General features: G+C 44.0%; 19 protein-coding genes. 17 read left to right on the top strand and 2 right to left on the bottom strand.

Annotated features, from left to right (window positions below; genetic code table 11):
- Nucleotides 1–382 precede the first annotated feature (382 nt).
- From SATMO3_RS02385 to SATMO3_RS02400, 4 genes are all read left to right on the top strand, one after another.
- The gene (locus SATMO3_RS02385) at nt 383–2,305 is read left to right on the top strand and encodes an aconitate hydratase (protein WP_371376955.1); all 1,923 of its coding nucleotides are present in this window, start codon (nt 383–385) and stop codon (nt 2,303–2,305) included.
- Between the two features lie 61 nt (nt 2,306–2,366).
- Nucleotides 2,367–3,953 carry an L-aspartate oxidase gene (locus SATMO3_RS02390; protein WP_371376958.1) on the top strand — a complete coding sequence of 529 codons (1,587 nt, stop codon included), beginning with the start codon at nt 2,367–2,369 and terminating at the stop codon, nt 3,951–3,953.
- 39 nt (nt 3,954–3,992) lie between these two features.
- Entirely contained in the window at nt 3,993–5,495 is a 1,503-nt protein-coding gene (locus SATMO3_RS02395) for an SLC13 family permease (protein WP_371376961.1), read from the top strand.
- Nucleotides 5,496–5,638: 143 nt separating this feature from the next.
- Nucleotides 5,639–7,609, top strand: a complete 1,971-nt coding sequence (locus SATMO3_RS02400) for a methyl-accepting chemotaxis protein (protein ID WP_371376964.1) — start codon at nt 5,639–5,641, stop codon at nt 7,607–7,609.
- Nucleotides 7,610–7,759: 150 nt separating this feature from the next.
- Here SATMO3_RS02400 and SATMO3_RS02405 read toward each other — a convergent pair whose 3' ends face one another.
- A complete protein-coding gene (locus tag SATMO3_RS02405; RefSeq protein ID WP_371376967.1) occupies nt 7,760–9,628 on the bottom strand; it encodes a sigma 54-interacting transcriptional regulator in 1,869 nt (622 codons plus the stop codon).
- Nucleotides 9,629–9,932: 304 nt separating this feature from the next.
- Here SATMO3_RS02405 and SATMO3_RS02410 point away from each other — a divergent pair, with 304 nt between their 5' ends.
- The 7 genes from SATMO3_RS02410 to SATMO3_RS02440 all read left to right on the top strand — a co-directional run bounded on the left by SATMO3_RS02410 (nt 9,933) and on the right by SATMO3_RS02440 (nt 17,130).
- Nucleotides 9,933–11,126 (top strand): CaiB/BaiF CoA transferase family protein, encoded by a 1,194-nt coding sequence (locus SATMO3_RS02410; protein WP_371376970.1) that lies wholly within the window; start codon nt 9,933–9,935, stop codon nt 11,124–11,126.
- Nucleotides 11,127–11,165: 39 nt separating this feature from the next.
- Nucleotides 11,166–12,119: a hydroxymethylglutaryl-CoA lyase gene (locus tag SATMO3_RS02415; protein ID WP_371376973.1), complete on the top strand. Its 954-nt coding sequence runs from the start codon at nt 11,166–11,168 to the stop codon at nt 12,117–12,119.
- A 113-nt stretch (nt 12,120–12,232) separates the two neighbouring features.
- The gene (locus SATMO3_RS02420; protein WP_371376976.1) at nt 12,233–12,415 is read left to right on the top strand and encodes a 4Fe-4S binding protein; all 183 of its coding nucleotides are present in this window, start codon (nt 12,233–12,235) and stop codon (nt 12,413–12,415) included.
- A gap of 16 nt (nt 12,416–12,431) precedes the next feature.
- A complete protein-coding gene (locus tag SATMO3_RS02425) occupies nt 12,432–13,565 on the top strand; it encodes a 2-oxoacid:acceptor oxidoreductase subunit alpha (RefSeq protein WP_371376979.1) in 1,134 nt (377 codons plus the stop codon).
- Between the two features lie 28 nt (nt 13,566–13,593).
- Complete coding sequence (locus tag SATMO3_RS02430; RefSeq protein WP_371376982.1) at nt 13,594–14,415, top strand: 2-oxoacid:ferredoxin oxidoreductase subunit beta; 822 nt, start codon at nt 13,594–13,596, stop codon at nt 14,413–14,415.
- A gap of 1 nt (nt 14,416) precedes the next feature.
- The gene (locus tag SATMO3_RS02435; RefSeq protein ID WP_371376984.1) at nt 14,417–14,941 is read left to right on the top strand and encodes a 2-oxoacid:acceptor oxidoreductase family protein; all 525 of its coding nucleotides are present in this window, start codon (nt 14,417–14,419) and stop codon (nt 14,939–14,941) included.
- 467 nt (nt 14,942–15,408) lie between these two features.
- Complete coding sequence (locus tag SATMO3_RS02440) at nt 15,409–17,130, top strand: ABC transporter ATP-binding protein (protein ID WP_371376987.1); 1,722 nt, start codon at nt 15,409–15,411, stop codon at nt 17,128–17,130.
- A 353-nt stretch (nt 17,131–17,483) separates the two neighbouring features.
- Here the strand turns inward: SATMO3_RS02440 and SATMO3_RS02445 are convergent, their stop codons facing one another.
- Nucleotides 17,484–18,380 (bottom strand): LysR family transcriptional regulator, encoded by an 897-nt coding sequence (locus tag SATMO3_RS02445; protein ID WP_371376990.1) that lies wholly within the window; start codon nt 18,378–18,380, stop codon nt 17,484–17,486.
- Nucleotides 18,381–18,619: 239 nt separating this feature from the next.
- Between SATMO3_RS02445 and SATMO3_RS02450 the strand changes: the two genes are divergently transcribed.
- From SATMO3_RS02450 to htpX, 6 genes are all read left to right on the top strand, one after another.
- The gene (locus tag SATMO3_RS02450; protein ID WP_371376993.1) at nt 18,620–19,570 is read left to right on the top strand and encodes a DMT family transporter; all 951 of its coding nucleotides are present in this window, start codon (nt 18,620–18,622) and stop codon (nt 19,568–19,570) included.
- A 389-nt stretch (nt 19,571–19,959) separates the two neighbouring features.
- Nucleotides 19,960–21,396: a glucosyl-3-phosphoglycerate synthase gene (locus SATMO3_RS02455; RefSeq protein WP_371376996.1), complete on the top strand. Its 1,437-nt coding sequence runs from the start codon at nt 19,960–19,962 to the stop codon at nt 21,394–21,396.
- 236 nt (nt 21,397–21,632) lie between these two features.
- Nucleotides 21,633–22,931, top strand: coding sequence for a sulfite exporter TauE/SafE family protein (locus tag SATMO3_RS02460; RefSeq protein ID WP_371376998.1), 1,299 nt, complete (start codon nt 21,633–21,635; stop codon nt 22,929–22,931).
- A gap of 246 nt (nt 22,932–23,177) precedes the next feature.
- Nucleotides 23,178–23,609: a SoxR reducing system RseC family protein gene (locus tag SATMO3_RS02465; protein WP_371377001.1), complete on the top strand. Its 432-nt coding sequence runs from the start codon at nt 23,178–23,180 to the stop codon at nt 23,607–23,609.
- A 145-nt stretch (nt 23,610–23,754) separates the two neighbouring features.
- On the top strand, nt 23,755–24,228 hold the full coding sequence (locus SATMO3_RS02470) for a hypothetical protein (RefSeq protein WP_371377004.1): 474 nt from the start codon (nt 23,755–23,757) through the stop codon (nt 24,226–24,228).
- A gap of 477 nt (nt 24,229–24,705) precedes the next feature.
- A complete protein-coding gene (gene htpX / locus SATMO3_RS02475) occupies nt 24,706–25,581 on the top strand; it encodes a zinc metalloprotease HtpX (RefSeq protein WP_371377007.1) in 876 nt (291 codons plus the stop codon).
- Nucleotides 25,582–25,735 lie beyond the last annotated feature (154 nt).

A 25,735-nucleotide genomic window follows, 5' to 3' on the forward strand; every position in this document is an offset into this window, starting at 1 on the left:
TTTTGCTGCTGTAGTGTGCAGATGCTAGATAAAGAAATGCAGCATATTTCAATAAAATGCAACAATATGCACGGATATTTGCATCGCTTATCTAAATATCCACTATCTGGATTAACATTCTCAAATTGCTTTAGTTAATATAAATGAAAAAGCCCAGTAAAACCAACGTTTACAGAAAAGTTGATACTTTGCAAATACTTTTATTTAATTTGGCATGAAATTTGCAATATATTATAGGTACGTAGATAATTTGAAATTATGTTTGCTGTATAGTCAACTGTTTTAATGATCATAAGAATTATTATTATATATATTTTGATTTTAACGAGTAGCTGCAACCAAGTATGACATTAAAAATACAGTGGATAATTGAGGAGGAGAAATGGGAAAAAATCTATTTGAAAAGATTATCAGTTCGCATTTTGTTAGTGGCAGTGTACAACCAGGTTCAGAAGTAGGAATTCGCATCGATCAGACATTGACACAGGATTCGCTGGGGGCAATGGCCTATTTGCAATTTGAGTCACTGGGGGTTGAGAAAGTAAAAACAGAATTATCGGTTTCATATGTGGATCATCTGATGTTTCAGCCAGGATCGGAAAATGCAGATGTACATCGCTATTTGGAAAGCGTTGCCGATAAATATGGGATTGTATTTTCTAAGCCCGGCAACGGCATATGCCATCAAGTTCATTTAGAAAGGTTTAGCCAACCTGGCAAAACTTTAATCGGCGGTGACAGTCATACTGTGACATGTGGTGCTGCCGGCATGCTGGCAATTGGTGTTGGGGGACTTGACGTTGCTTTGGCTATGGGCGGAGCTCCTCTATATATTCTTTCGCCGAAAGTGATAAAAGTTAATTTAATAGGATCAATTAAAGAATGGTCGTCCGCTAAGGATATCATTTTAGAAATCTTAAAGCTGCTTACTTCGAAGGGGAATGTAGGAACAGCACTCGAATACACCGGGCCAGGCATTCAAAATTTAACAGTTCCTGAAAGGGCAACCATTTGTAATATGGGAGCTGAACTTGGGGTGACGACATCAATTTTCCCTAGCGATGAGATGACGAAGCGTTTTTTCATCGCCCAAGGCAGAGAAAAAGATTGGCAGGAGCTGTTAGCCGATCCGGATGCAACCTATGCCAAAGAAATTACCATTGATCTTTCACAGATAGAACCCAATATTGCTTTACCGCACTCGCCGGATCATGTGTGTACAGTGAAAGAAATGGAAGGCAAGCCGGTGAATCAAGTCCTGATTGGCAGCTGTACAAATTCTTCTTATCAAGATTTGATGACTGTTGCAGCTATGCTTAAAGGTCGAAAGATTCATCCCAGTGTGAGTTTGGGGATTGTCCCGGGCTCGCGCCAGGTTCTGTCAATGATTACTCAAAGCGGAGCTTTGTATGACATAATTGCCTCGGGAGCCCGGATATTAGAGGCTGGCTGCGGATTTTGCGTCGGACAGGGACAAGCTCCCCAAACCGGAGGGGTTTCTGTTCGGACCAACAATCGTAATTTCGAAGGAAGAAGCGGTACTAAGGATGCGCAGGTCTTTTTGGTCAGCCCCGCGACTGCGGCTGCCACTGCTTTGTCTGGAAAAATTACCGATCCGCGTGATCTGCTTTTAAACTATCCTCAAATTTGCTTGCCGGAAAAATATGATATTGATGATAGCATGATACTTTATCCTTCCAATACTGCAGAGATATTTCGCAGTGCCGCGATTGGAACACCCCCGTTTAATACGCCCATGCCAACTGAATTAAAGTCGCGGGTTGCTATCAAGGTGTCGGATATGATTAATACCGATGATATTATCCCAGGTGGCTCTGCTATGAACTATCGGTCCAATATACCTAAATCCTGTGAGTTTATTTTCAAATTCATTGATCCTTTGTTTCCGCAATACTGTAAAGAAAATAAAGAAGCTGGGGTAGCGTCGGTCATTGTTGCCGGTATTAGTTATGGTCAGGGATCATCTCGTGAACATGCGGCTCTTTGTCCGATGTATATGGGCGTTCGTGTAGTTGCTGCTAAAAGTTTTGAGCGGATTCATCGGGATAATCTCATTAATTTTGGCATCTTGCCGCTGGTTTTTGTTAATGACGAAGATTACGAACGGATTGAAAAAGATGATGAGTTGTTTATTGACGATATATATAACGTTATTCATGAGCCCAGGATCCAAGTCTCTAATCTGACAAAGAATTATTCTTTTACAACAGTGAATAATCTTACAATGCGTCAGTGCGAGATAATTTTAGCGGGTGGCAAACTGAACCATGCTACCCAAAAGTAGAGAGGTCAATTTTTCAAATTAGAAAGGCTGCAGAGTTAACGAAAGATTGGAGTGTTGGATATTGGAGATAGTCAAATCGGATGTATTGATTATTGGCGGCGGTTTGGCCGGAATGCTAGCCGCTCTCTCTGCTGGCAACTGCGGTAAAACAGTTACCATTGTAAGTAAATCTCTTGTAGGTAAAGCTGGGAACACATTAGTATCCGGCGGTGGTATATCATCAGCTACAGGTGAAGCAGAAAACGATGCAGCGAGCTACTTGACGGATATTATGCACTCGGGCAAGGGATTAAACAATGGGAAACTTGCCCAAAAGTTAACTGCCGAATCTCCGTTTATCCTGCGACAACTTGAAGATTACGGGGTAAAACTGGTACGAAGCGATGGTTCTTATAAAAAACGCAGACCTCCTGGACATAGTGTTCCACGAAATATTCCGACTGATTGGACGGGGCTGCCGTATCAGAACAGGGGCTTGTCTTTTATGCTGCCGCTATTAGAAAGGATGCGGGAACAAAATATTTTAACCGTATCGGGTGTAAAGATCTTTCAGATATTGAAAAATGATGCCCGGGTCATAGGGGCAATCGGGGTGGATCGGGAAAAAAAAGTTTACCAGTTTTTGGCGGACGGTATTGTTCTAGCAACCGGCGGTGCAGGCTATCTTTTCTCTAAAACCAACAATACAAGGGATATTACTGGCGATGGCTTGTCATTAGCTCTTTCTGCGGGGTGCCGGCTGCAGGACATGGAACAAATTCAGTTTTATCCTACGATGATGTTTGACCCGGTTAAAGCGCCAGTCTCGAATCCGCTTTTTGGTGCTGGGGCCGTGCTGCGCAATGTCGACAGTGAAAGATTTATGAATCGCTATGACTCTATGGGCGATATGGCAACAAGAGATAATATGGCCCGGGCGATTTTTATGGAAATTCAAACAGGCAAAGGAATCGATGGTTGTGTATACATGGATTGTACGGGCATACCTTCAGATGATCTGAAGAAGCAATATAAGGATTTCTATCAATTTTTACTTGCCGCCAAAATTGATCCAACCAAAGATTTCATCAAAGTATCTCCCTGTGTACATTATTCTTTGGGCGGAATTGTGATTGATGAGCTTGCGTCGACTGGAGTACCCGGGTTATATGCAGCGGGCGAAATATGCGGCGGTATCCACGGGGCAAACAGGTTGTCCGGAGCCGCTCTTATGGAGGCTTGCGTCTTTGGGTGGCAAGCGGGAATTCAGGCCGCATCTCAGGCGGCGGAACGGTGCGGGTCTGTTCAACCTTCTGTGGGTGAACTTTTGCAGAGTTTTGCCAATGATAATAATTCCACTATATTCAATACGTTAAGAAAGAAAATGTGGGAGGATGTTTCTCTCGTGCGTTCAGAACAGGGGTTACGCCAAGTGGACGATTATATTGACAGAACGGCGAAAGAAATGGTCAATGGTAGTTCGCTGCGAGACACACTGCGTGTTGCTAAAACAATCGTTCAGTCGGCGCTTATGCGGCAAGAAAGCAGAGGTGCTCACTTTCGCAGTGATTACCCACAAACGAATCCGGATTTTGAAGGCAATGTTCAGTGTTGGCTGGAGGAGAACGAATTGCTGTTTAAATTTGTGCCAATAAATGCAAATGGGTAGCTTGAAAAATCAAAATATATAATTTGCGGGAGGATAATAATGAACGAAGCGAAAGCTAGTGAGATGAAGACTAACGGCCAACAGAAAAAAACGAGTAGCAGAAGGAAACTAATGTTTTTGGGATTGGCCATCTTGTTGGGGATTATTACATTATTTATTGCTCCTTTAACAGGTTTGCCTGTTGCTGGACAACGTTCTTTGGCCATTCTTGTTTTTATTGTGGTGACATGGGCCACGGAGGCCGTTCCTTATCCTGTTTCCGCACTCATGTTAATCGTTTTAATGACCTGGGCAGGTTCCGCTGATCCTAAGTTGAGTTTGAAGTCTGCGTTTACGAAATCACTTACCGGCTTTGCGGGAACTGTACCGGCAGGAGTATTAGCAGCTACAGCCTTTGCGGCCGTTGTTAAGTCCTCTGGGTTAAGCGAACGTATCATTTATAAAATCATGGCTGGTTTTGCGGGGACATCGGGTAAGGCGAAGGTAGATCGTATTCTTGGTGCTATGTTTATTGCGGAAGTGCCTTTGTCTTTCTTAGCGCCGACAGCAACTGGCAGAACCGCACTGTATGTGTCATTTGCCGAAGGATTGGTCAGGCCGTTCAATTTTACGAAAGAGCTGATTGGTTCTAAAGTAAATCCCTTTCAAAAGGCGGTATATATGGCAGCAGGAATGATGCCGTCGACAATGGGAGCCGCTTTTCTTACCGGAGCCGAGGCAACACTTTTGGCAGGCAGGCTGATTGAAGAAGGAACGCATGCACCTCAATATTGGATAAATACGGCTGAATATTTGCTGCTGCCTGCGCTTATCATGTTAGCCTTTCAGTGGTTTACTTTAAAAAAGATGTTTCCATCCAGCCAGGAAACTGTTTCTGTGGATTTCATACATGAGCAACTTGGAAAGCTTGGCGCTATGAGGTATGAAGAAAAATATGTATTAGCAACCCTGATAGCGGCGGTTATGCTATGGGTAACCGACAAGATTCATCATATACCGGCGGAAATCGTCTTAATTATGGTGGCTGTTGCGTTATTCTTACCCGGTGTTGGTCCTGGTAACTGGAAACAGGATAGTAAATCTATCGCATGGGGTTCCATTATGGTGATTGCCGCAGCTACAAGTTTTGCTGCTTTGCTACAAGCCACCGGCGTAATTAACATGATTGCCCACTGGGTAGGCGGATTGGGTGTTACCTCCTTTGTAGGGGTAATGTTACTTGTAGGTGGTATTACACTTGTTTTACGGTTAGGCGTTGCTTCGGTGACGGCCGCAGCTGCATTGTTTATTCCATTAGCGATTATGATTGGCACCCATGCAGGTTTTTCGCAAGGCCAACTGGTTGCTCTTGGCTGGATTACTTATGTTTTCTGCCGGGCGGGATACTTTCTGCCATCGCAGACAGCTTCCCTGATGATGACTTTCGATTACGGTTATTTTGGACAAAATGACCTGTTTAAAGTCGGACTCAGGCTCACCTTGGCAACGGCAGTGATATATGGACTCTGGGCCTCGTTGGTTATTCCTGCTCTAGTTAAATAACTGCCTTCGAGTTCTTGTCGCAAAAAAAATGTGGCTTGGATTTACATGCTGTATGCGGATATGAATTTCGTAAAAGAAATTTATATCCGCTGTTTGACTATCAGCATGATTGGTTTACAGAGGGCAAAAAAGTAAAATAGGAGATGATAATTTTGAGTGTTAAGAAAAAGCTAATCTTTATTATGCTGCTGATAAGTTTTATTCCACTAGTACTGATGTCGGCGATATCAATACAGTATTTGAGCAAATCGTTGGAACAGGAAACTATTACCCAGTGTGAAGAAGTAGCCGGTAATGTGCAACTCAAAATTAATGAGTATTTAGATATCCCTTTTGCCATTCTTTCTGCTGTGGCAAGCAATCCGGCCGTAAAAACTTACGATTTGGCGCAGGTAAAGGCGTTTCTCGTGCAGATTCAAAAGGTTAATCCGGACATGTCGTTTACACTTGATGATGCCCATGGAAACCAAGTGGTACGTGGAGATGATACTCCCCTGATTAAAGTTGGCACGCGTTCGTATTACCAGTCTGCCTTAAAGGGGAATGCAGAAACGATATCAGAAGTCATATTCTCTAAAAATACAAATAAATTGGTCATAACTTTGACAGCCCCGGTGCGAGACATAGCCACAGATGCGGTAAGCGGAGTCATGCAAGGATCTATTGCGCTGACAAAAATAAGTGAGTTTGTGGCGGAGCTATCCACTAATGGAACGATTGCCTACGTAATCGATAGCGAAGGTAAGATTTTAGCTCATCCCGATGCAAATCTTGTCAAGGACCGTACCGATATGAGTGACAGGGATTTTGTCAAAGCAGGCTTGTCAGAAAAGAAAAGCGGTTCCTCCGTTATACATGATGATGTGGCGGGGAAGAGAGTGGTAACATACAAGTATGATGCAAGAACCGGATGGTTAATTTGTTTGGAAGTGCCGTATACGATGATCACAGACAAAACGCATTCTCTGATGCTGTTGCTGGGAATTGTGACGCTGGTAGTACTCGGAATTGTTAGTTGCATAGTTCCCTTCATAGCCAAGCGCTTTTCCAGACCAATTTTAGAGATGCAAAAAATGGCTGGTGAAATTGCCCGGGGTGATTTAACCCAAAAAATAGACATAACTTCCCGTGATGAAATTGGCCTCTTAGCTAAATCGCTGGATACCATGGCCGATAATCTAAAAGGCTTAGTCAGCCAAGTGCATAACAATGCTGAACAGGTTGCAGCCTCGTCAGAAGAACTTACTGCCAATGCTGAACAGTCTGCGGCGGCAGCTAATCAGATTGCAGTGTCTATAACGGAAGTTGTGCGGGCAAGCGATCAGGAAAGCCGTATAGTGGCTAAAACCGTTGCAATAGTCGAACAAATGCTGGATAGAATTCAACAAGTAGCGGGACATGCCAATGCGGTTTCGGAGCAATCTTCTAATACTGCCGAAACAGCGAGAAGCGGCTGCAACACCGTAGAAAGTGCTGTTCAACAAATGGAACGAATGGAAAAGATTATTAGTACATCTGCGCAGGTCGTTGGCCAATTAGGCGAGCGGTCAAAAGAGATAGGGCAGATTGTTGATGTTATATCTGGAATAGCCGGTCAAACCAATCTCTTAGCTCTTAATGCGGCCATTGAGGCAGCAAGAGCAGGTGAACAGGGGCGCGGCTTTGCTGTCGTGGCCGAAGAGGTTCGTAAGCTGGCCGAACAGTCTCAAAATGCGGCAAAACAAATTGCAAGCCTTATCGGTGAAATACAAGAGGAAACAGATACGGCTGTGTCGACTATGAAAGAGGGTACAGTTAGTGTGAAGACAAGTACTCATGTCGTAAATGAATCTGGTGATGTATTTCAGGAAATTGTTATGCAAGTTTCGCAGCTTGCCGCGCAGGTTCAGGAAATCTCAACGGCGATTAAAGAATTATCGAACGACAGTCAGAAAATCGTTTCTTCCGTCCAGGAAGTTGAGCAACTGGCGAAAACCACGGCAGGCGAGGCTCATACGGTATCTGCGACGACACAAGAGCAATCTGCTGCTATGGAAGAAATTGCATCCTCAAGCAATAGCCTTGCAAAGATGGCGCAAGAATTACAAGAAACTACTAGTAAATTTCGCCTCTAGGACAAGCGTGATTTTAGTATCGTCTCCATTGTATAAGTAGCAATATAGATACCCCTGTTCGCAGAAAAATTGTGAACAGGGGTATCTATATAATGAACAAGGTTTTTTCTGCGGATTGATAAATGGGAACAAAAAAAGAAAGGATTTTTGCTAATAATCTATATTGAGCCTTTGCATTCGCCGGTATAACGTTGTGCGGTTGACTCCTAAAATATCGGCAGCAACCGTATAGTTTCCATGGGCTTCGTGCAACGCATTGGTAATTTCCTTGATCATGCGTTTTTCTTTGGGAGTGCGTGAAGGTAGGTTTTTTTGAGGATTTAGCAGGGGAGCTAATATGGAACGGTTGATTATATCAGTCTTCGCCGTTGCGGCTATTCTTTCCATAAGATTGCGGCATTCGCGAATGTTGCCAGGCCAAGAGTAATCTTCAAGTAGTTTTACCGCATCATTTGTCAGGTTAAAGCGTTTGCCTGTGCTGGTGGCAAACTCATCGAAAAAGCCTTTGACAAATAAGTGAATATCCCGTTTTCTCATTCTGAGGGGAGGAAGCTCCAGACGCAAAACATTAAGCCGATAATACAGATCATCGCGAAACGTATGCTCAGAAATCAGAGCTTCTAAATCTTTATTAGTGGCGGCAATGATGCGTACATCAACTGGCGTGACTTTATAGCTGCCCAGCCGGGTCACGCTTTTTTCCTGAAGAACGCGTAGCAGCCGGCCTTGATTGACATAGTCCATTTCCGCTAATTCGTCAAGGAAAATTGTTCCGCCGTGAGCAACTTCGAATAATCCGGGTTTGCCTTCTTTATTTGCGCCGGTGAATGCGCCACCTACATAACCAAATAGTTCACTTTCCAATAACTGGCCAGGGAGTGAGGCGCAGTTTACCGCAACGAACGGTCCTTTAGCGCGGCTGCTTTCGTTATGAATGCTTTGAGCGAATACTTCCTTACCTGTTCCGGTCTCACCCAAAATTAATATGCTGGAAGTTGTAGCGGCAAAGTCCTTGGCCATTTCAATCGTATTCATTATGGCCGGACTTTGGCCAATGATATTCTCAAAGTGGAATTTTGCCACATGACCGCGTGCATAGATCTCTTTACGGATCATAGCCTCCATTTGTTGAATTTTATCTATTTCTTGCAGGGATATGACGGCTCCGAAGGATTTTTTATTAATTATGATGGGAACGCTGTTATACATGACCTTATTGCCACTCACATCAATAATACTGTGAGTGGCAGTTTCTTTTTGGGAAGAGGTTTTCAGTAAAGTGAATTGTGGCAGGAGTTTTTCTATCGGTTGTCCCAGAGCGTTTGTTTTGTTGGTTTTCGTTAGCTTCTGGGCAATCGGATTGAACGCAGTAATATGATGATCGACATCAATGGTGATGATACCCTGGTTGGTATGATCCAAGATGGTATTGAAGAAGCCGCGTTTCGCCGATTCGTTTTCCAGGGCTGCTTGAATTTGCATAGCTTCCTGTGCGGCCTGAAAAATACTTTCGTCGCCGATTTTTATTAGTGATGAAGGGATGTTGTGACGTTTGGCAGCAGTGACAGCTAATACGCCTCCAAGAATTACTTCAGCCCCATTTGCCACGGCTTCTAAGATGGGGGCTTCATAGTCCTGCCCGCTTTTGGTGAAGTAATACTGTATTTCAACACCTAACTCTTTTGCCAGAAAATCAATGCCTAATACCATGGCGGAATGGGCAACAACTGCAATTTTTTTTCCCTGCAGTTTTGCGGTATTTATGGCACGAATAATATCAAAACTTGTGATGGGAATTGTTACAACATTTATTCCTAAATTAGCTTGTTGAATGGCTGTTGCGGTGACCGGCCTGGCTGCTACGATTTCAATTCCCTGCGCAGAGTATTGCTGCACAAGGGGTACCGCAGTGCGGGGATTAACCAGAACTACTTCAATATCGGGATATTTGGGGGCTAATATTTCTTTGATGTAAGGCACTAGAGTTTTATAGGGGATTAAAAAAAGTATTTTGGACACATGGCATCACTCCGCAACGAATTGCAACAAAATGCAGTTATATCTTGCACAAGTATAACAAAAACAACTTAATTATTCAATTGTCTTTTATCATTTTCCAATTCGCATGCTGCAAAATATTCGCTCAATATCTGCAAAATCAGCATATTTAGCTTTTTAAAAAATATTATCAGCTTTAAATCGTATTTTGGCATAGCTAATGCATAATAACAAAGTTAGTTGCCATAATTGTTTGTTCATTATGTGCTACAACTTATTTCAGTTAGGCTTTTAAGAATCTTAGATAAATAGGGAGTGATAAGTTATGTCAGGTGCATTAGCGGGTATACGCGTACTTGATGCTTCGACCGTAATAGCAGGACCTTTCGGAGCTGCCTTACTTGGTGATTTTGGAGCAGATGTTATTAAGGTGGAAATGCCGGGTCAAGGGGATTCCGGTCGAAATATGGGACCGCTCTATGAAGGCAAATCATTGCGGTGGGCGGCGTTTTCCAGAAACAAGAAAAGTATTACGCTTGATCTCAGAAAAGAGGAAGGAAAGAATCTTTTTCTCAAACTGGTTGAAAAAAGTGATATAATCATTGAAAATTTTCGGACCGGGACTTTTGACAAATGGGGATTAGACAGTGAGACTTTGAAAAAAGCCAATCCCCGAATCATTGTTATTCGTATTACCGGTTATGGTCAAACAGGACCGTATGCCCATTTAGCTGGCTTTGGCACACCGGCTACCGCTTTTTCCGGCTTAACCTATATGACCGGTTATCCCGACCGTCCTCCCGTAAATCCGCCGATTTCGCTATGTGATTATCTTGCCGGGCTCTACGGTGCTTTTGCTGCGATGGTTTGTATATACTACCGGGAAGTTAACCATGGGGCAGGACAGGAAGTGGACTTGAGCCTCTATGAAAGCATTTTCCGTATGCTGGAAGGTGCTGTTGCCAATTATGACATAGCGGGCAGAATTACGGAAAGACGGCCCAGTATCAGTGGCTCAGCCAGCCCGTCAGGCACATTTAAAACTAAAGATGGCAAATGGGTGGTTTTGGTATGCAGCACTGACCGGACTTTTGAATATTTTGCCCATGGTATTGGTAGAAGCGAGTTGCTGGAGGACAGCCGCTTTAATACTAATGGTGCCCGCGTTAAGAATAATGCGCTTGTAGAAGAGGTCGTTATTGATTGGATGAGCAGACACGATTATCAGGAAGTCAAAACGATTTTAGACAAGGCTGGCGCACCGGTAAGTTTGGTTTATAGTATGGCCGATATTTGGGACGACCCCCATTATGCCGCCCGTGAGAACATCATTGAAGTGGACCATCCGGATTTCGGCACCATTAAAATGCCGAGTATTGTGCCAAAACTCAGCGCTACACCGGGGGAAGTCAAGTGGGGTGGGCCTAAACTCGGCGCGCATAACGAAGATATATATGGCAGTCTTTTGGGATTAAGTCCTGAAGAAGTAAATGAATTGAAAGAAAAAGGCATTATTTAGCAGTAAAGAAGCAGTAGTGCGTGGAAAGGATGATTACCCATGGAAAAGGCCAACAACATGTGGCCGGCTAAAATAACGTTTTGTGAAGTCGGTTTGCGGGATGGATTGCAAAACGAGAAAAAAATATTTAGCCTGGAGGAAAAATTGCAATTGCTGAATTCGGTAGTTGCAGCCGGTATCAAAGTAATTGAGGTTGGTTCATTTGTACATCCCAAAGCAGTACCGGCCATGGCCGATACTGATAAATTAGTACAGGCTATGGAAAAGGTACCTGGTGTTGAATATCGCGTTTTAGTGCCAAACCTTAAAGGTGTTGAACGTGCTTTTGCAGCTGGCTTAAATAAGGTTAAACTCACTGTGTCTGCTAGTGAAGCCCATTGTATCAATAACTTTAATAAAAAACCTCTAGAAATGATGGAAGGGTTTAATAGCTGTGTGGATTTTGTTGTTCAACACAGCATGGAAGTATCAGGGGCCATTTCTACGAGCTTTGGTTGCCCTTTCCAGGGAAAGGTGCCGGTAGAGCAAGTGGAAAACGTTGTGCTTGGCTTTTTGAAACTGGGCATTACGGAATTGTCCCTGTCGGATACCACTGGCATGGCTAATCCGCGCCAGGTATTTGAATTAGGCAGCTATATGAAAAAGTCATTTCCCCAGGTGAAGTGGGTGATGCATTTCCATAATACTCGGGATATGGCCTTGGCCAATATTGTTGCCGGTATGCAGGCGGGAGTCACTATGTTTGACGGCGCCTTTGCCGGACTTGGCGGTTGTCCATTCGCGCCAGGTGCGTCAGGTAACGTGGCTACTGAAGATGTTATTCATATGCTCCATGAAATGGGCATTGATACCGGTATTAATTTGGAAAAGGCGATAGCGACGGCTCGCATGGCTGAGCAAATGGCAGGTCATCAAACTGGCGGTGCTGTTCTGAAAGCCGGGCGTTGTGAAGATTTGACTAAGCAACAGGCTAAACGGCAGATCAACAGATAGAATTACAGATTTTTAAGCAGGTAAAGATTCCGGCTAGTTAAAATGATAAAAAAGAGGTCTTTGACCTTTTTTATATAAAATATTTACGACTAAAGAGTGAGGTGGACTTATAAATGAGTCTGAATTTACACATCAATCGTTGCAAAGGTTGCGGCATTTGTGTAGAGTTTTGCCCCAAGAAGGTATTGGGTGTTAACCAGCTTGAAAAAGTAGAAATTGTTAATGAAAAGGACTGTATCCTATGTCGCCAGTGTGAGATGCGTTGTCCTGATTATGCAATTTTTGTAAAAAAGTAAAAGGGAGTTGAATAGGGTGTCCAAAATTTGTCTTATGCAGGGCAATCAGGCAGTGGCAGAAGGCGCTATTGCCGCTGGTGTAAAGTTTTTTGGCGGTTATCCGATTACGCCCTCTACGGAAGTGGCGGAATCGTTAGCAAAAATGCTGCCGGCTGTTGGCGGCAAGTTTATTCAAATGGAAGATGAAATTGCCGGTATCGGTGTTATCATAGGTGCGTCTCTCACCGGGAAAAAGGTTATGACTGCGACAAGCGGTCCAGGTTTTTCGTTGAAACAAGAACTTCTCGGTTACGCCTGCATCGCTGAAATTCCTATGGTTATTGTCAATGTACAGCGGGTGGGTCCTTCAACAGGACAACCTACGTCACCGGCACAAGGCGATGTTATGCAGGCACGCTGGGGAACGCATGGAGATCATCCGATGATTGCTCTTACTCCTGGCAGTGTTCCGGAATGTTTTGACCTGACCATTAAGGCTTATGAATTCTCGGAAAAATATCGTACTCCGGTTATTTTACTGCTTGATGAAGTCATCGGCCATATGCGGGAAAAAATTGAACTCCCTGCATCCTATGACGAGATCGTCAAGCCGCAACGTAAATTGCCCAAAGTGAGGCCGGAAGAGTACAAAGCTTATAAGACCGATGATGATTTGATACCGGCAATGGCTCCCTTTGGTACTGGTTATCGCTGGCATGTGACAGGGCTTGTGCATGATGAATATGGTTTTCCTGATGGTTCTCCGGCTGCAACCAAAGCATGCACTGATCGTTTGCATGCAAAAGTAACCAATAATCTTGATGATATCATCCTTTATGAAAACTATTGTATGGACGATGCTGAGATTGCCGTTATTGCATACGGCGGCACTGCGCGGACTGCCTATGCCGCTGTGGATGACGCCCGTGCTAAAGGCATAAAGGTAGGTCTATTCCGCCCGATCACCATGTGGCCATTCCCGGAAAAACAGGTAAAAGAAATTGCAAGTCAAGTAAAAAATATACTTGTTGCGGAAATGAATTTCGGACAATATGTCATAGAAGTGGAACGTGCAGTTGCCGGCAAAGTCCCAGTAACCTTGCATGCCAAATATGATAGCGAAGCAATTACGCCCAATGAGCTTATAGTGGCTATTGAAAATTTGAAATAAGGGACAGTGAGGAGGAGCTTAGATAGAAATGGAACAAATAATTGACAAATATTTTCGTGCCGGCCGGCTGCCCCATATCTGGTGCCCCGGCTGTGGTAATGGTATTGTGACTGGCGCTCTTGTAAAAGCCATTGATAAATTGTCTTTGGAAAAAGATAATGTGGCAGTAGTATCCGGCATAGGTTGTTCAAGCAGAGCATCAGGCTATCTTGACTTTAATACGGTGCACTCGGCCCATGGACGGGCTTTGCCGGTAGCAACGGGTGTTAAACTTGCCGAGCCGCGGCTTAAAGTAATCGTAGTAACCGGTGACGGGGATGCTACAGCCATAGGCGGGAATCACTTCATCCATGCCGCCAGACGTAATATCGACATTACTGTGATCCTCTACAACAATAATATTTATGGTATGACAGGCGGTCAATATTCACCTCTAACCCCGACAAACTCTAAAGCTACTACCGCACCTTTTGGGACAGTAGACCGTCCTTTTGACGTATACGATTTGGCCAGAGGAGCAGGGGCGACCTTTATCGCCCGTGCTACAACATTCCATACACAACTGTTAGCTGATGTTATAGCGCAGGGGATCGAGCATGTAGGATTTAGCGTTATCGAAGCGATAAGTGCTTGTCCGATTTCTTTCGGGCGTCAGAACAAGAAAGGTTCTGCAGCTAATATGATGAAGCTGCAAAAAGACCAGGGCGTTATGCTGGCGGCCTACGAAAAGTTAACCGAAGAAGAGAAGCTGGATAAATTCCCAATAGGTGTTTTGTATAAAAAGCAAGCGCCGGAATATACAGCAGAATATGATAAGGTTATAGCTAAAAGCCAGAAAGGAGCGAAATAATATGCAGCAATTGCGTTTATCCGGAACTGGCGGACAAGGACTGATCTTAGCAGGCATTATTCTGGCAGAAGCCGCACTGTTAGACGGAAAAAATGCTATACAGTCTCAGTCTTATGGACCTGAAGCCCGTGGTGGTTCCAGCAAATCGGAAGTGCTTATTTCCGATGCAGTGATACATTATCCCAAGATAACTATACCGAATGTTGTGCTGGCCATGAGCCAGGAATCGTGTAAAAAATATACTGTCGATCTTCCGGAAGAGGGCATATTAATTACAGACAATCAATTTGTAGGAAAACTGCCTGAAAAGCAGTATAGAAAAATCTATGAACTTCCTATTACCCATACTGCGCAAGAAGGATTGGGGAAAGCATTATTTGCCAATATAATAGCTTTGGGTGCAATAGCCAAGATCACGGGGGTAGTATCTATGGAGTCACTTACCAGGGCCGTGTTAAATCGGGTTCCTAAGGGAACCGAAGAGCTTAACGAAAAAGCCATTAGGCTAGGCATGGAATTGGTTTAGTAACATTTGTAAAAAAATGCTCTAGATAATTTAAGTATTAGTGCAGGATACAAAGGGGGGGCGCTAAACGCTTTTTGAAAAAAGCGTTTAGCGCCCCCCCTTTTTTGTATGGGAATGCAAAAATAGATAGAAAACAATAAAAACGTATTCTTTCAGCTAATGCTAAAGGAACAGCTCTGGGATAACCCGCCAATATGAAACCACTTGTGCCGATATTCACTCCTTGCTTTATAGCTGGCGCTGCTTGCAGTGCAAAGAATTATTAATAGTTTTGAAACAAGGGGGAGCATGTTGGAACAAAGCTGTGTAAGTATTTTTAGAAACAGGATTTCATGAAGGAGACTCCCCAACTTGGCTTTTGTCTGGATACATCGAAATAGTCCCCAGGCAATCAGTTGAGGATATTTTGTTACACATTGGGGAGTAATAAAGATGGAGATCTTTGTATGCCAATGAGGTAGGTAATATTGAGAATATATGTCCGCATTTCACGCTACATAAAGCCATACAGTTTGGCGATAATAAGTGCTCTGGTTTGTACGATTTTTGCCTCAGCGGTTAATCTTTATTTGCCCAAAATTATCGGTAATGTGATTGATAATGTCTTAGCGACAAAAGATGTTGCTACACTTAATCTAATTGCAGTCACTGTCATTGTCCTAATCGTGCTTCAGGGTATCTTCATGTATGGACAAACATATCTAATGGCCTATTCCAGCCAAAAAATTATTATCGATATTCGCAGAGATTTGTATCAGCACCTGCAAAAGCTATCGATGTTATTTTTTGAAAAGCGTCCTATAGGCACGATTATGAGCTATATTACTAATGACGTGGCTGCGCTGCAAACAGCATTAGTTAATAATGTAATTGATTTTGTAAATCACTCAGTAACCTTGGTCGGATCGATCATACTGCTACTCTATATTGACTGGAAACTTTCTCTGTTGATGTTTGTCAGTTTTCCGCTCATCTTATATACAGTAAATGTATCCGGTCAGAAAATGCGGATAAAAAGCCGGACTTTGCAGGAACGAGCTGCTGATATAACTGCATTTCTTCAGGAAACTATCTTAGCTGTTAGGGTTATTAAGTCATTTTCCCGTGAGAGCTACGAATTAGAGCGATTTGATTACGAAAATAAGCGGAACTTCCAAGCGCAAATGAAGATTATTCAAGTAATGGCTATTATTACACCTATTATTAATATACTCTCGACCATTGGAATTACAGCTATCATTTGGTTCGGCGGACACGAAGTGATAAACGGCAATTTAACTTCCGGCGCTCTTATATCCTTTCTCGTATATGTGATTAACCTACCCACTCCTGTCAAACGTCTAAGCAATGTTTACGCAGATATCCAACGGGCATTAGCAGCGGCGCAACGAATATTTGAAGTGCTTGATATAGAGCCGGAAGGAAAAAATTTAAGGGGTGCTAAAGAGTTATCACCCGTAGACGGATATGTAAGCTTTAACAATGTTTCATTTGAGTACAAACCAGGAAAGCCTGTTTTAACAAATGTTTCTTTCGAAGCTAAACCGGGAGAGCTAATTGCTGTAGTTGGGCCTAGCGGCGCGGGAAAAACTACAGTAGTAAATCTGATCCCCAGGTTTTATAATCCTACAGATGGTTCGATTAGAATTGATAACATCGATATTGACACAATTACATTGCAGTCCCTCCGTGAGCAAATAGGGATTGTGCCGCAGGAAACAATCCTGTTTAGCGGTACAATATATCAGAATATTTTATATGGCAATTTAGATGCATCACAAGAAGACGTAATTGCAGCGGCAAAGGTAGCTAATGCTCACAATTTCATTATGGAAATGTCTAACGGATATGAAACTACGATTGGAGAACGAGGTTCACAACTATCCGGCGGGCAGCGGCAACGCATTGCAATAGCCAGAGCAGTTTTAAAGAACCCTCGTATACTTATTCTTGATGAAGCAACTTCGGCTTTGGATACTGAGAATGAGGTGCTAGTCCAGCAAGCACTCGATCGACTAATGCTTGGACGAACATCTTTTGTTATTGCTCACAGGTTGTCGACTATACAACGTGCCAATTTGATAATCGTCCTGGAGAAAGGAAAGATTGTGGAATCTGGTGATCATGATACATTAATTAAATCTGGTGGATTATACAGCAAATTGTACCGTATTGAATTCAAACAATAAGTTCGTGCTTGATCTGATGCCTAAGCAGCCCGCCAATTTGGCGGGCTATTATTTTGAGCGGATTATTTTGGAATTGAGAAATACAGCCCCAAATGGTTTGATCCCTTGGGAGTCTCGTTAATATTGGTTAACTCTCCTAAAGGTGCAATCCTCCTTGATCAATGCGGGCAAGAACTACAAACGGAAGAGCGGCCCAAGGAAGAAGCTCTTAACGAACAAAAACGACTGCTTGAGCCATCGGATTTTCCCCCGAATCGCAGCCTTTTTTGGAGGATTACAGACGTTTCGGGTTTGAATATGTTATTAAATAGATCATGCGGCAACTGGACTTGCTGCCTTCCGCCGCCCTATATTTAATTGGTTTTGGGATTTGAAGTTACTAGTCTTTGCCGGAATATCTCAATAAAATTAGTTGCGGCTGTTGAAAGGGCATGATTCTTGAGCCAAATTAGCCCGCTAGTTGTAGGGACACTGGGTTTTATTATTTTTCTTACCAGTAAGGATGAACTTGGTAAGAGATTAATGGCTGATTCCGGGACAAGGGCAATACCAATTTTAAGCTGGGCATACAATAAGAGCGGAGCTACTTCATCGCTGATGCAAAGAATATTAGGCTCAAATCCAAGTTGATGGCAATAGTCGTAGATAATTGTTTCATATCGTCTGTGAATTAGCCAGGGTTGGTCTTTTAGCTTGTTCAAGGTAAGCTCTTTATCATTGTCTGAGACCAGAAAATGAGGCGCAGCGACCATGATCATACCTTCGTTCGGTAATGCAACAAAATTATACAGGGAAGTATCGACCGGCAGCAGTACAAATCCAATCTCAATGAGATGGGAATTTAATAGTTCCAGTATACGCTGGGTATCTCCCTGCCGTAAATCATAAGAAATAAGCGGGTATGTACGGTGAAATTCCTGTATCTGTTCCGGTATCAGGAATCTGCCTGACGAGGTAATCATACCGATAGTAAGCTTTCCGCGCACTCCGTTTGAACTATCCTGAACTTCATCTCTGGTGGTTTTTAATAGTTCAATAATTTGTTTGGCCCTTTGCTGTAATATCTGGCCGGCTTCTGTTAGACGAATATGCTTTTTTGTCCTGTTGAAAAGTTGTACCCCTAAATCTTGCTCAAGTAAAATTATCTGCTGACTAAGCGGGGGCTGTGTGATATGCAGTCGCTCCGCGGCTTTGGTAATTTGCCCTTCTTCGGAAACTGCTAGAAAATATTTAAGCTGGCGAAGTTCCATAACAGTATATCCTTTCATAAATTATCATTCGAATTTCATATACAAGTGAGTCGTAATAAATATTTTTGATATGATTTAACACATGCTATAATGATAATTGTTTGAGGGCGGGATGTCAAAAATGACGTAAGCATTAAGATTAAGTTTAACGACATAGCAGTGCTTTTCTCAAATAAATGAATTTTGACGGTAGAAACATTGCCGGTGTGTTATCCTTAATTGGGAAAAGAGGGAAAGGCGTGAAAAAGGGATATATTTACATCACTCTAACAGCTATCTTATTTAGCTCAATGGAAATTGCTCTGAAACTGGTCAATCAAGATTTCAATCCAATTCAGTTAACTTTTCTTAGATTTTTTATCGGCTCTCTGCTTCTGTTCCCTTTTGCCGTCCGGCGATTAAAAACTAAAAATATTCGTCTTACAGTAAGCGATTTTCGTTTTTTTGCACTGACCGGTTTTATTTGTGTCGTGATCAGTATGATACTGTACCAATTGGCGCTTTTATATGCGTCAGCGTCTATTATCGCTGTTTTACTATCCAGCATAACGGTATTTTCTGTGATTTTTGCCTTTTTGTTCTTAGATGAGAAGCTCCATCCTTATAGACTAATCTCTATAATTATTAATGTAATTGGCGTGGTTATTATTATAAATCCAGGGAATGTAACCGGGAGTATGGAAGGCATTATTCTAGTGCTTCTCTCCTCAGCCGCTTTCGCCGCATATACTGTAATTGGACGTAAACGCATCCAATATTACGGAGGTATTTCCTTAACCTGTTTTAGCTTTTTGTTTGGCAGTATAGAAATTCTCTTATTAATATTAATTACAAGAACATATCCTGTTGCAAATTTCTTCTTGCATAACGGCATGGCTTTGTTCGCAAATATACCATTGTTGCAAGGTATTAACCTCCAAACTGCTCCAAGTTTAATCTTTATTGGGGTATTTGTAACAGGACTTGGTTACATGTTCTATTTTTTAGGTATAGAAGCAACTTCAACGGCAAGCGGTTCCATTGTATTTTTTATAAAGCCGGCGTTAGCGCCGATTTTGGCTTTGTTTATTCTTAAAGAACCTGTCACTATTAATATGGCTATGGGAATTTTAATAATTATTTTAGGTTCTGCTATTGCTTTTACTGGCGACGAGAGAATACGAAAAATACAACATTTGCAGAATTCTTAAAGCGGTTAGCATTCTTTTTTTGCTATGAGGAACCAGACTTCAGGGAGCGAATAGTTGAATTGAATTTAGAAAAACGTAAACGTCAGAAATGCTGTCACCTTTGATTTAATTCTATTGGTGGCGGCATTTTTTTGCAGCTTGCAAATTATTTTATTTAAAAATTTCTATTAGTATAATGACCTGTGCAGACCACTTGATTATAAGGTGTCTGTAAAAATGTGAAATATTTAAACAGGTGAAGTCTGTTAAAAGGACTTCACCTGCTTTTTTCAGCATACAATGTATACAAGCCAGTATGTTAGGTTGCTCCCAAGGGATGATTAACAGTTGATAGCCTATGGCTCAAACTGACAGGACAAGTAAGATATTAGAGCAATGGGGGGATATATGTGAGCAATACCAAAATTTATAATTGGCCATTCGTAAGTTCAATGGGGGAAACCGAAGTTGATTTTTTTACCGAGAGCTTTGAGGACCTTCAAGAAAGAAGTATGAAGAACGATGGCATTATGGTAATAACTGACGGCTGGAAAGATGGGGAAGTGGCGGCTATTCTGCGGGGAGGAGTCAATGCCCGAGCCGTTTTGGACGTTTTAGCCGCGACAGGAGTGAAACACTTAAAGATTTTTCATTTGGAAGAAAGGATACGTGAAATGGAAGAGGTCTTTCTGTCTTCCGTAGTAGTCCCGGCGAATGCTCTATTTGACAGTGTATCTGTAAGGTGGCGGCGGGATGCGTCCGTGGCCGATTTGGTTAAAGCGATCGGTCCGGAGTACCGGATGCTGTTTTTTGGCGCACCGTTGGTCTTTTCAGAGCTGCAGCCTTTATATCAGACGGTCAAGGAGCATTACAGCGGGAGTGTTACTGTGGTTCGCGGGCCGCATGTTGAGATGGAGTTAGATGAGAGTGATGAGATATACCGGTGGGTGCGGCAGCGAACATACGACGCCGGAGATTTCTCTTTACCTGCCGTACTGCGCAGTTATAAGAAGAGACTGGATAAAAAAGTGGCTGTCTTATTGCCAAGCTTAAATGAAGAAAGGACAGTGGGCAATGTAATTAAAACAGCGTTAGAGGTACAGAAAGCAGGTTTGATTGATGAAGTGATCCTGATTGACTCGGCTTCCATTGATAGTACTGTCGATATTGCCAGATCATATGGCATCCCCGTATTTATACATCAGGAGATCCGTCCGGAACTGGGGAGCTTTCGCGGTAAAGGGGAGGCCATGTTTAAAAGTGCGTTTGTTACCGATGCCGATATTTTAGCGTGGGTTGACACCGATATTGAGAGCATTACGCCGCGCTTTTTTTATGGTTTGCTGGGACCGTTGTTTACTCACCCCGTTATTCGATTTTCCAAAGGATATTATGCCAGACCAGTTAACGTTGAGTCATCAGGGATTGAGTTGGGTGGTGGACGAGTAACGGAAATATTGGCCCGCCCCTGGATTAATACCTTTATGCCGCAACTGTCCGGCTATATCCAGCCCTTGGCCGGTACAGCCGCCATTTATCGTGACGACTTTCAGAAAATGCGTATACCGGTCAACTACGGCGTAGAAATGGCAATGCTGCTCCAGGCAGTAGAGTTGGCCGGACTTTGGACTACCTGCCAGGTCAATCTGGGTACAGTTGTTCACCGGTCCAAGGATGTAATCGGTCTTAGTGAGATGGCTTTTCAGATTTTGCAAGTGTTAGCCGAGATGGGACCATATGGCGATGCCGGCCAAAGCTGCGATACTTTACGGCGGGTTTATTCCGCGCAACGGCAATTTGAAATCCGCAGTCAACGGTTTAAGGTTACTTGGCGGGGATATCAATAAGGATGCAACAGCGGCTTAAAAATGAGGCTGTTCTCAGGGACAGTCTCATTTTATACGGGCTAGCGATTTTACAAAAATTAGTGCACGTTAAAGCTTTAACTGTTAAAATATTTAAAGAAAGGGATATTAAAACACGGGGACAGGGACTGTGTTTCACACTAAGTGTTCTACTAACTCATAAATCCGAAAGGGACCCATATAATAATGGTATACGCTGGAATATGAGGGGGCTGGCTATGAGTATCATGCAAACATCGCTGCCGGTAGGTGATATGCACTGCCGGTCATGTGAGAGGAAGATTGAGCAGGCGCTACGGAAGGTTAGCGGTGTAGTATACGTAAAGGCTAGCTATGCAGCGGGAACCGTGCGGGTGAAATTCGATACGGAGCAGTGTACAGCCGCGGCGGTCCAGCAGGCTATTCATGGCGCAGGTTATACTGTCGGCAACTATGTACAGGCAAAGGCCGGCATTAAAGATATGGCAGGTATGCTGCTGGTTTTTCTTTTTATCCTGTTATTGGGATGGCTGGGGACTGATTTTAATATGAACAGCCAACTGTCAGGCCAAGTTACATACCTTTTGCTTTTTGCAACAGGCATTTTAACTTCACTTCATTGCGTCGGAATGTGTGGCGGCATTATGCTGTCACAAAGCATAAATGTATCCGAAGGTAATAAATCAGCGGCGTTAAAGCCGTCTCTGGCCTATAATGCAGGCAGGCTCACAGGGTATACCCTGCTGGGCGGGATTGTCGGCGCAGTTGGCTCAGCATTATCGCTGTCGCTGGATGTAGTTGCCGGCATTAATCTATTTTCCGGGATATTCATGATCCTAATGGGCTTAAACCTTGCCGGAATCAGTTTCTTAAAAAAATACCTGAAAATACCCCTGCCGTCTTTACCTTTCGTTCATAGCACAACACCATACTGGGTAGGTGTTGTGAACGGACTTATGCCTTGCGGGCCGTTGCAGACCATGCAGCTTTATGCATTAGGAACCGGCAGCGCCGCTGCAGGCGCCATGTCAATGTTTGCTTTTGCTCTGGGCACCATGCCGCTGATGCTTGCCTGCGGAACGCTTAGCGGCATGTTTAGCAAAGCTGCAACAGCCAGATTGTTGCGCTTGAGCGGTGTGCTTGTCATAGTGCTAGGCATTGTTATGGCCAATCGCGGTCTGGCCCTGGTGGGGATGGACACCGTATCCGGCCTGGTGGCTGGCACAAAAGACAAGGTAGCGGAGGTAAAACAGGAGCCCGACAGTGCCGTGCAAATTATCCGCATGACTGCAGATCGCAATGGCTATCAGCCGAGCGTCCTCCATGTGCAAAAGGGGATACCGGTAAAATGGATCATTGAGGGCAAGGTGATCAACTCCTGCAACAATGAGATTGTTGTACCGGCCTTGCAAATTAAGAAGAAGCTAACCAGGGGAGAAAACATAATTGAATTCATACCGCCGGAGCGAGAGGTTGCCTTTAGCTGCTGGATGGGAATGATACGCGGCGTCATTAAGGTAGCGGATGGCGCATATTGATAATATTATTTTCCGCCCGTCGGCATCGTCTGGTGTAGAAAAAATGGCGTTGCACTGAGCCGGGAGAACAGAAGCATTTTGGCAGTATCAGAGTAAGGGGAATATCCTGTAAGGTAGATCTTGCAGGATATTTTATTTTCACATTCTCTATAACTAAACACATAGTATCTTCACACCATTTTCACAAATAATTCATATTTAATTTGTATAATAAAGGGAAACAAGAGGACCGGAGGAGTGGGAAATATGAATAAACAACAGGAAGGTATTGTTCTCGAGGTAACCGGCAACGTGGCTAAAGTAAAAGCAAGCCGGCATAGTGACTGTGAAAATTGCGGCGCATGCCCGGGTAATACCGCTATTGTTGTGGAAGCCTTAAACAAGGCCGGGGCCAAGCCGGGCCAGAGTGTCGCTATTGAGATTCGCGAGGTGAATATGCTTAAGGCGGCGTTTATTGTATATATGGCGCCCCTCCTTGCAGCGTTCGCCGGCGCGCTGGCCGGATATTATGCAGCTAATTATACCGGAACGGACAATTTGCTGACATCGATAGCCGGCGGGATGGGGTTGTTTGCGCTGTCGGTATGGTATGTCAGATATTTTGATCATAGAGCGCGTACCGATGAACGGATGCGCCCGGTAATAGTGGCTATACTATCCGGAAATAGGCATAGCTGAGCGGAAGGCTGCAAGTGAACAGATGTTTTCCTTGTCCCCCTCTTTTCGAAATAGGCATAGCTAAAATCGGTCTTAAGAATTTTCTTGAAAAATACGATAATAAAGTAGGTATGTTAATTTTTGGTAAGAATGTGTGGGGGTTATAGTGGAATTGCAGGGAATTTCGGCAATGGCGAAAACTCAGACCGCCTATGGAAAGCAGTCTTCCGAGGAAACCGACAATAGTTCTGGCGGCTGGAAGTATCTCACTGTCCGACAAGGCGGCCGCGTATATACCTATCTGGTGATCGGTAAAAATATGCGGGTTTTGATCGGTGAGACTGCGGAGAAGAAAACCGATGGCAAGGAGAAGGAATCGGCAGACGGAAAAAACAATGCTGACGGTAGCGCCGAGCAAGCGTCCGGCGGTGCAGATATATCTGTCAACCGGCAGAGCGGCGGCAAAGAAGAAAAAGGGATCAGACCTGATTTTCTTCAGGATGCCAGTATGCTTGCATTGACCGGTTATTATCAGAAAAAGATGCGGGAAACCATCAAACATTTAGGAAATTCGATCGGCAGTGACCAGAACGGTAATACGGCCGCGACCGCTAATTCAGGAGAAGGGACAAAGGAATAAGTCTCTTCTTAAAAACACGGGGACAGGGACCGTGTTTCGGGCAAGCAAATTTCCGTCCCGGTCTTGTACGTCAGTGGCCGGTCATGCGGCTGTCGTGCAGCTAAGCGAGAGAGCTGGCAAGAGTACGGTTGGGTAAGAGAATAGTAAGGATGCCCCTTTTGTAACATCTGATGTTAGGAAAGGGGCATAGTATTATTACGGTATGTTATCAGCCGGTGAACGCGGATTGTACAGACTTGAATTATGAAAAACTAAGTCTGAATAAGCCTGACAGAGCCTGCGTGACTAGCAGCGACTCAGTATCAATCAGCAGCGCCAGGCTGTCTCAGGCCGTTTGGGTGAAGCTGGCAGGGAAATTGTAATGACAGGCGCTATCCGGTATAATAAATAGCAATACGAAAATGGAAGACAGTGATAGCTTCCTAATTTCGTAGCTGCTACAAAGCAGCAAAATATGAGGAGTGTGAAAATTTTTATATGAACCGTATGAAAACGGTCCTTCTTCTTGCGACACTGACCGGCATGTTGCTGGCGATTGGCAACTGGTTTGGCGGCCGGGGCGGCATGATGATCATGTTCCTGGTGTCAGTGGCTATGAATTTCGGCAGTTACTGGTTTAGTGATAAAATTGTGCTCAATATGTATGGCGCACGGGAAGTGACGGTCCGGGAAGCGCCGGAACTCTATGAAATCGTTGTGAAGCTGGCCCGTAAGGCCAAAATGCCCATGCCCAAGGTATATATTATGGAAACTGAAATGCCTAACGCCTTTGCGACCGGGCGTGACCCCGAGCATGCGGCGGTGGCGGCGACAACCGGTATTCTCCGTATCTTGAATCGCGAGGAGCTGGAAGGGGTTATGGCCCATGAACTGGCGCACGTGAAAAATCGTGATACCCTGATTAGCACCATTGTGGCCACATTGGCAGGGGTGATCAGTATGATCGCGAATATGGCGCAATGGGCGGCCATGTTTGGCGGTTTTGGACGCAGTAATGACGAGGAACAGGAAGGCGGTGCAGGCGGGATCATCGGGTCGATGCTGCTGATAGTGCTGGCGCCTCTGACGGCGACGCTTATTCAGCTTGGTATTTCCCGCTCACGCGAATTTTTGGCCGATGAGAGCGGCGGGGAACTGACCGGTAAGCCACAGGCTCTGGCCAGCGCACTGGAAAAGCTGGAGTATTATGCTAAGCATCAGGCGCTGCCGGCGGCGACGCCTGCGACCGCACATATGTTTATCGTTAATCCGCTAAAAGGCGGCGATTGGCTGGTTGGCCTCTTCAGTACGCACCCTACCACCGCCCAACGGGTGGCAAAACTACAGGAACTGGCGCAGCGGCTGGGCCGCTAACAGTAAGGGGGTTGTCAAGGCAATCCCCTTTTTGTACTGAATGAAAGTATGCGTCTTTACTGAATATGCGGATACCCGGTTAAGCTAAGAATTAGACAAAAAATCTGGTTAATCAAAAAGGAGGTGAACTGATTTTCCTGGCTTTTCCGGGAAA

This window comes from Sporomusa aerivorans, assembly GCF_041428895.1.
Classification (GTDB): Bacteria; Bacillota; Negativicutes; order Sporomusales; family Sporomusaceae; genus Sporomusa; species Sporomusa aerivorans.

What these genes read in the sequence shown, in the direction of transcription:
- SATMO3_RS02385 (WP_371376955.1), top strand. Translation starts at nt 383, where the DNA reads ATGGGAAAAAATCTATTTGAAAAGATTATCAGTTCGCATTTTGTTAGT.
- SATMO3_RS02395 (WP_371376961.1), top strand. Translation starts at nt 3,993, where the DNA reads ATGAACGAAGCGAAAGCTAGTGAGATGAAGACTAACGGCCAACAGAAA.
- SATMO3_RS02400 (WP_371376964.1), top strand. Translation starts at nt 5,639, where the DNA reads ATGATAATTTTGAGTGTTAAGAAAAAGCTAATCTTTATTATGCTGCTG.
- SATMO3_RS02410 (WP_371376970.1), top strand. Translation starts at nt 9,933, where the DNA reads ATGTCAGGTGCATTAGCGGGTATACGCGTACTTGATGCTTCGACCGTA.
- SATMO3_RS02415 (WP_371376973.1), top strand. Translation starts at nt 11,166, where the DNA reads ATGGAAAAGGCCAACAACATGTGGCCGGCTAAAATAACGTTTTGTGAA.
- SATMO3_RS02420 (WP_371376976.1), top strand. Translation starts at nt 12,233, where the DNA reads ATGAGTCTGAATTTACACATCAATCGTTGCAAAGGTTGCGGCATTTGT.
- SATMO3_RS02430 (WP_371376982.1), top strand. Translation starts at nt 13,594, where the DNA reads ATGGAACAAATAATTGACAAATATTTTCGTGCCGGCCGGCTGCCCCAT.
- SATMO3_RS02435 (WP_371376984.1), top strand. Translation starts at nt 14,417, where the DNA reads ATGCAGCAATTGCGTTTATCCGGAACTGGCGGACAAGGACTGATCTTA.
- SATMO3_RS02445 (WP_371376990.1), bottom strand. Translation starts at nt 18,380, where the DNA reads ATGGAACTTCGCCAGCTTAAATATTTTCTAGCAGTTTCCGAAGAAGGG.
- SATMO3_RS02460 (WP_371376998.1), top strand. Translation starts at nt 21,633, where the DNA reads ATGAGTATCATGCAAACATCGCTGCCGGTAGGTGATATGCACTGCCGG.
- SATMO3_RS02465 (WP_371377001.1), top strand. Translation starts at nt 23,178, where the DNA reads ATGAATAAACAACAGGAAGGTATTGTTCTCGAGGTAACCGGCAACGTG.
- htpX (WP_371377007.1), top strand. Translation starts at nt 24,706, where the DNA reads ATGAACCGTATGAAAACGGTCCTTCTTCTTGCGACACTGACCGGCATG.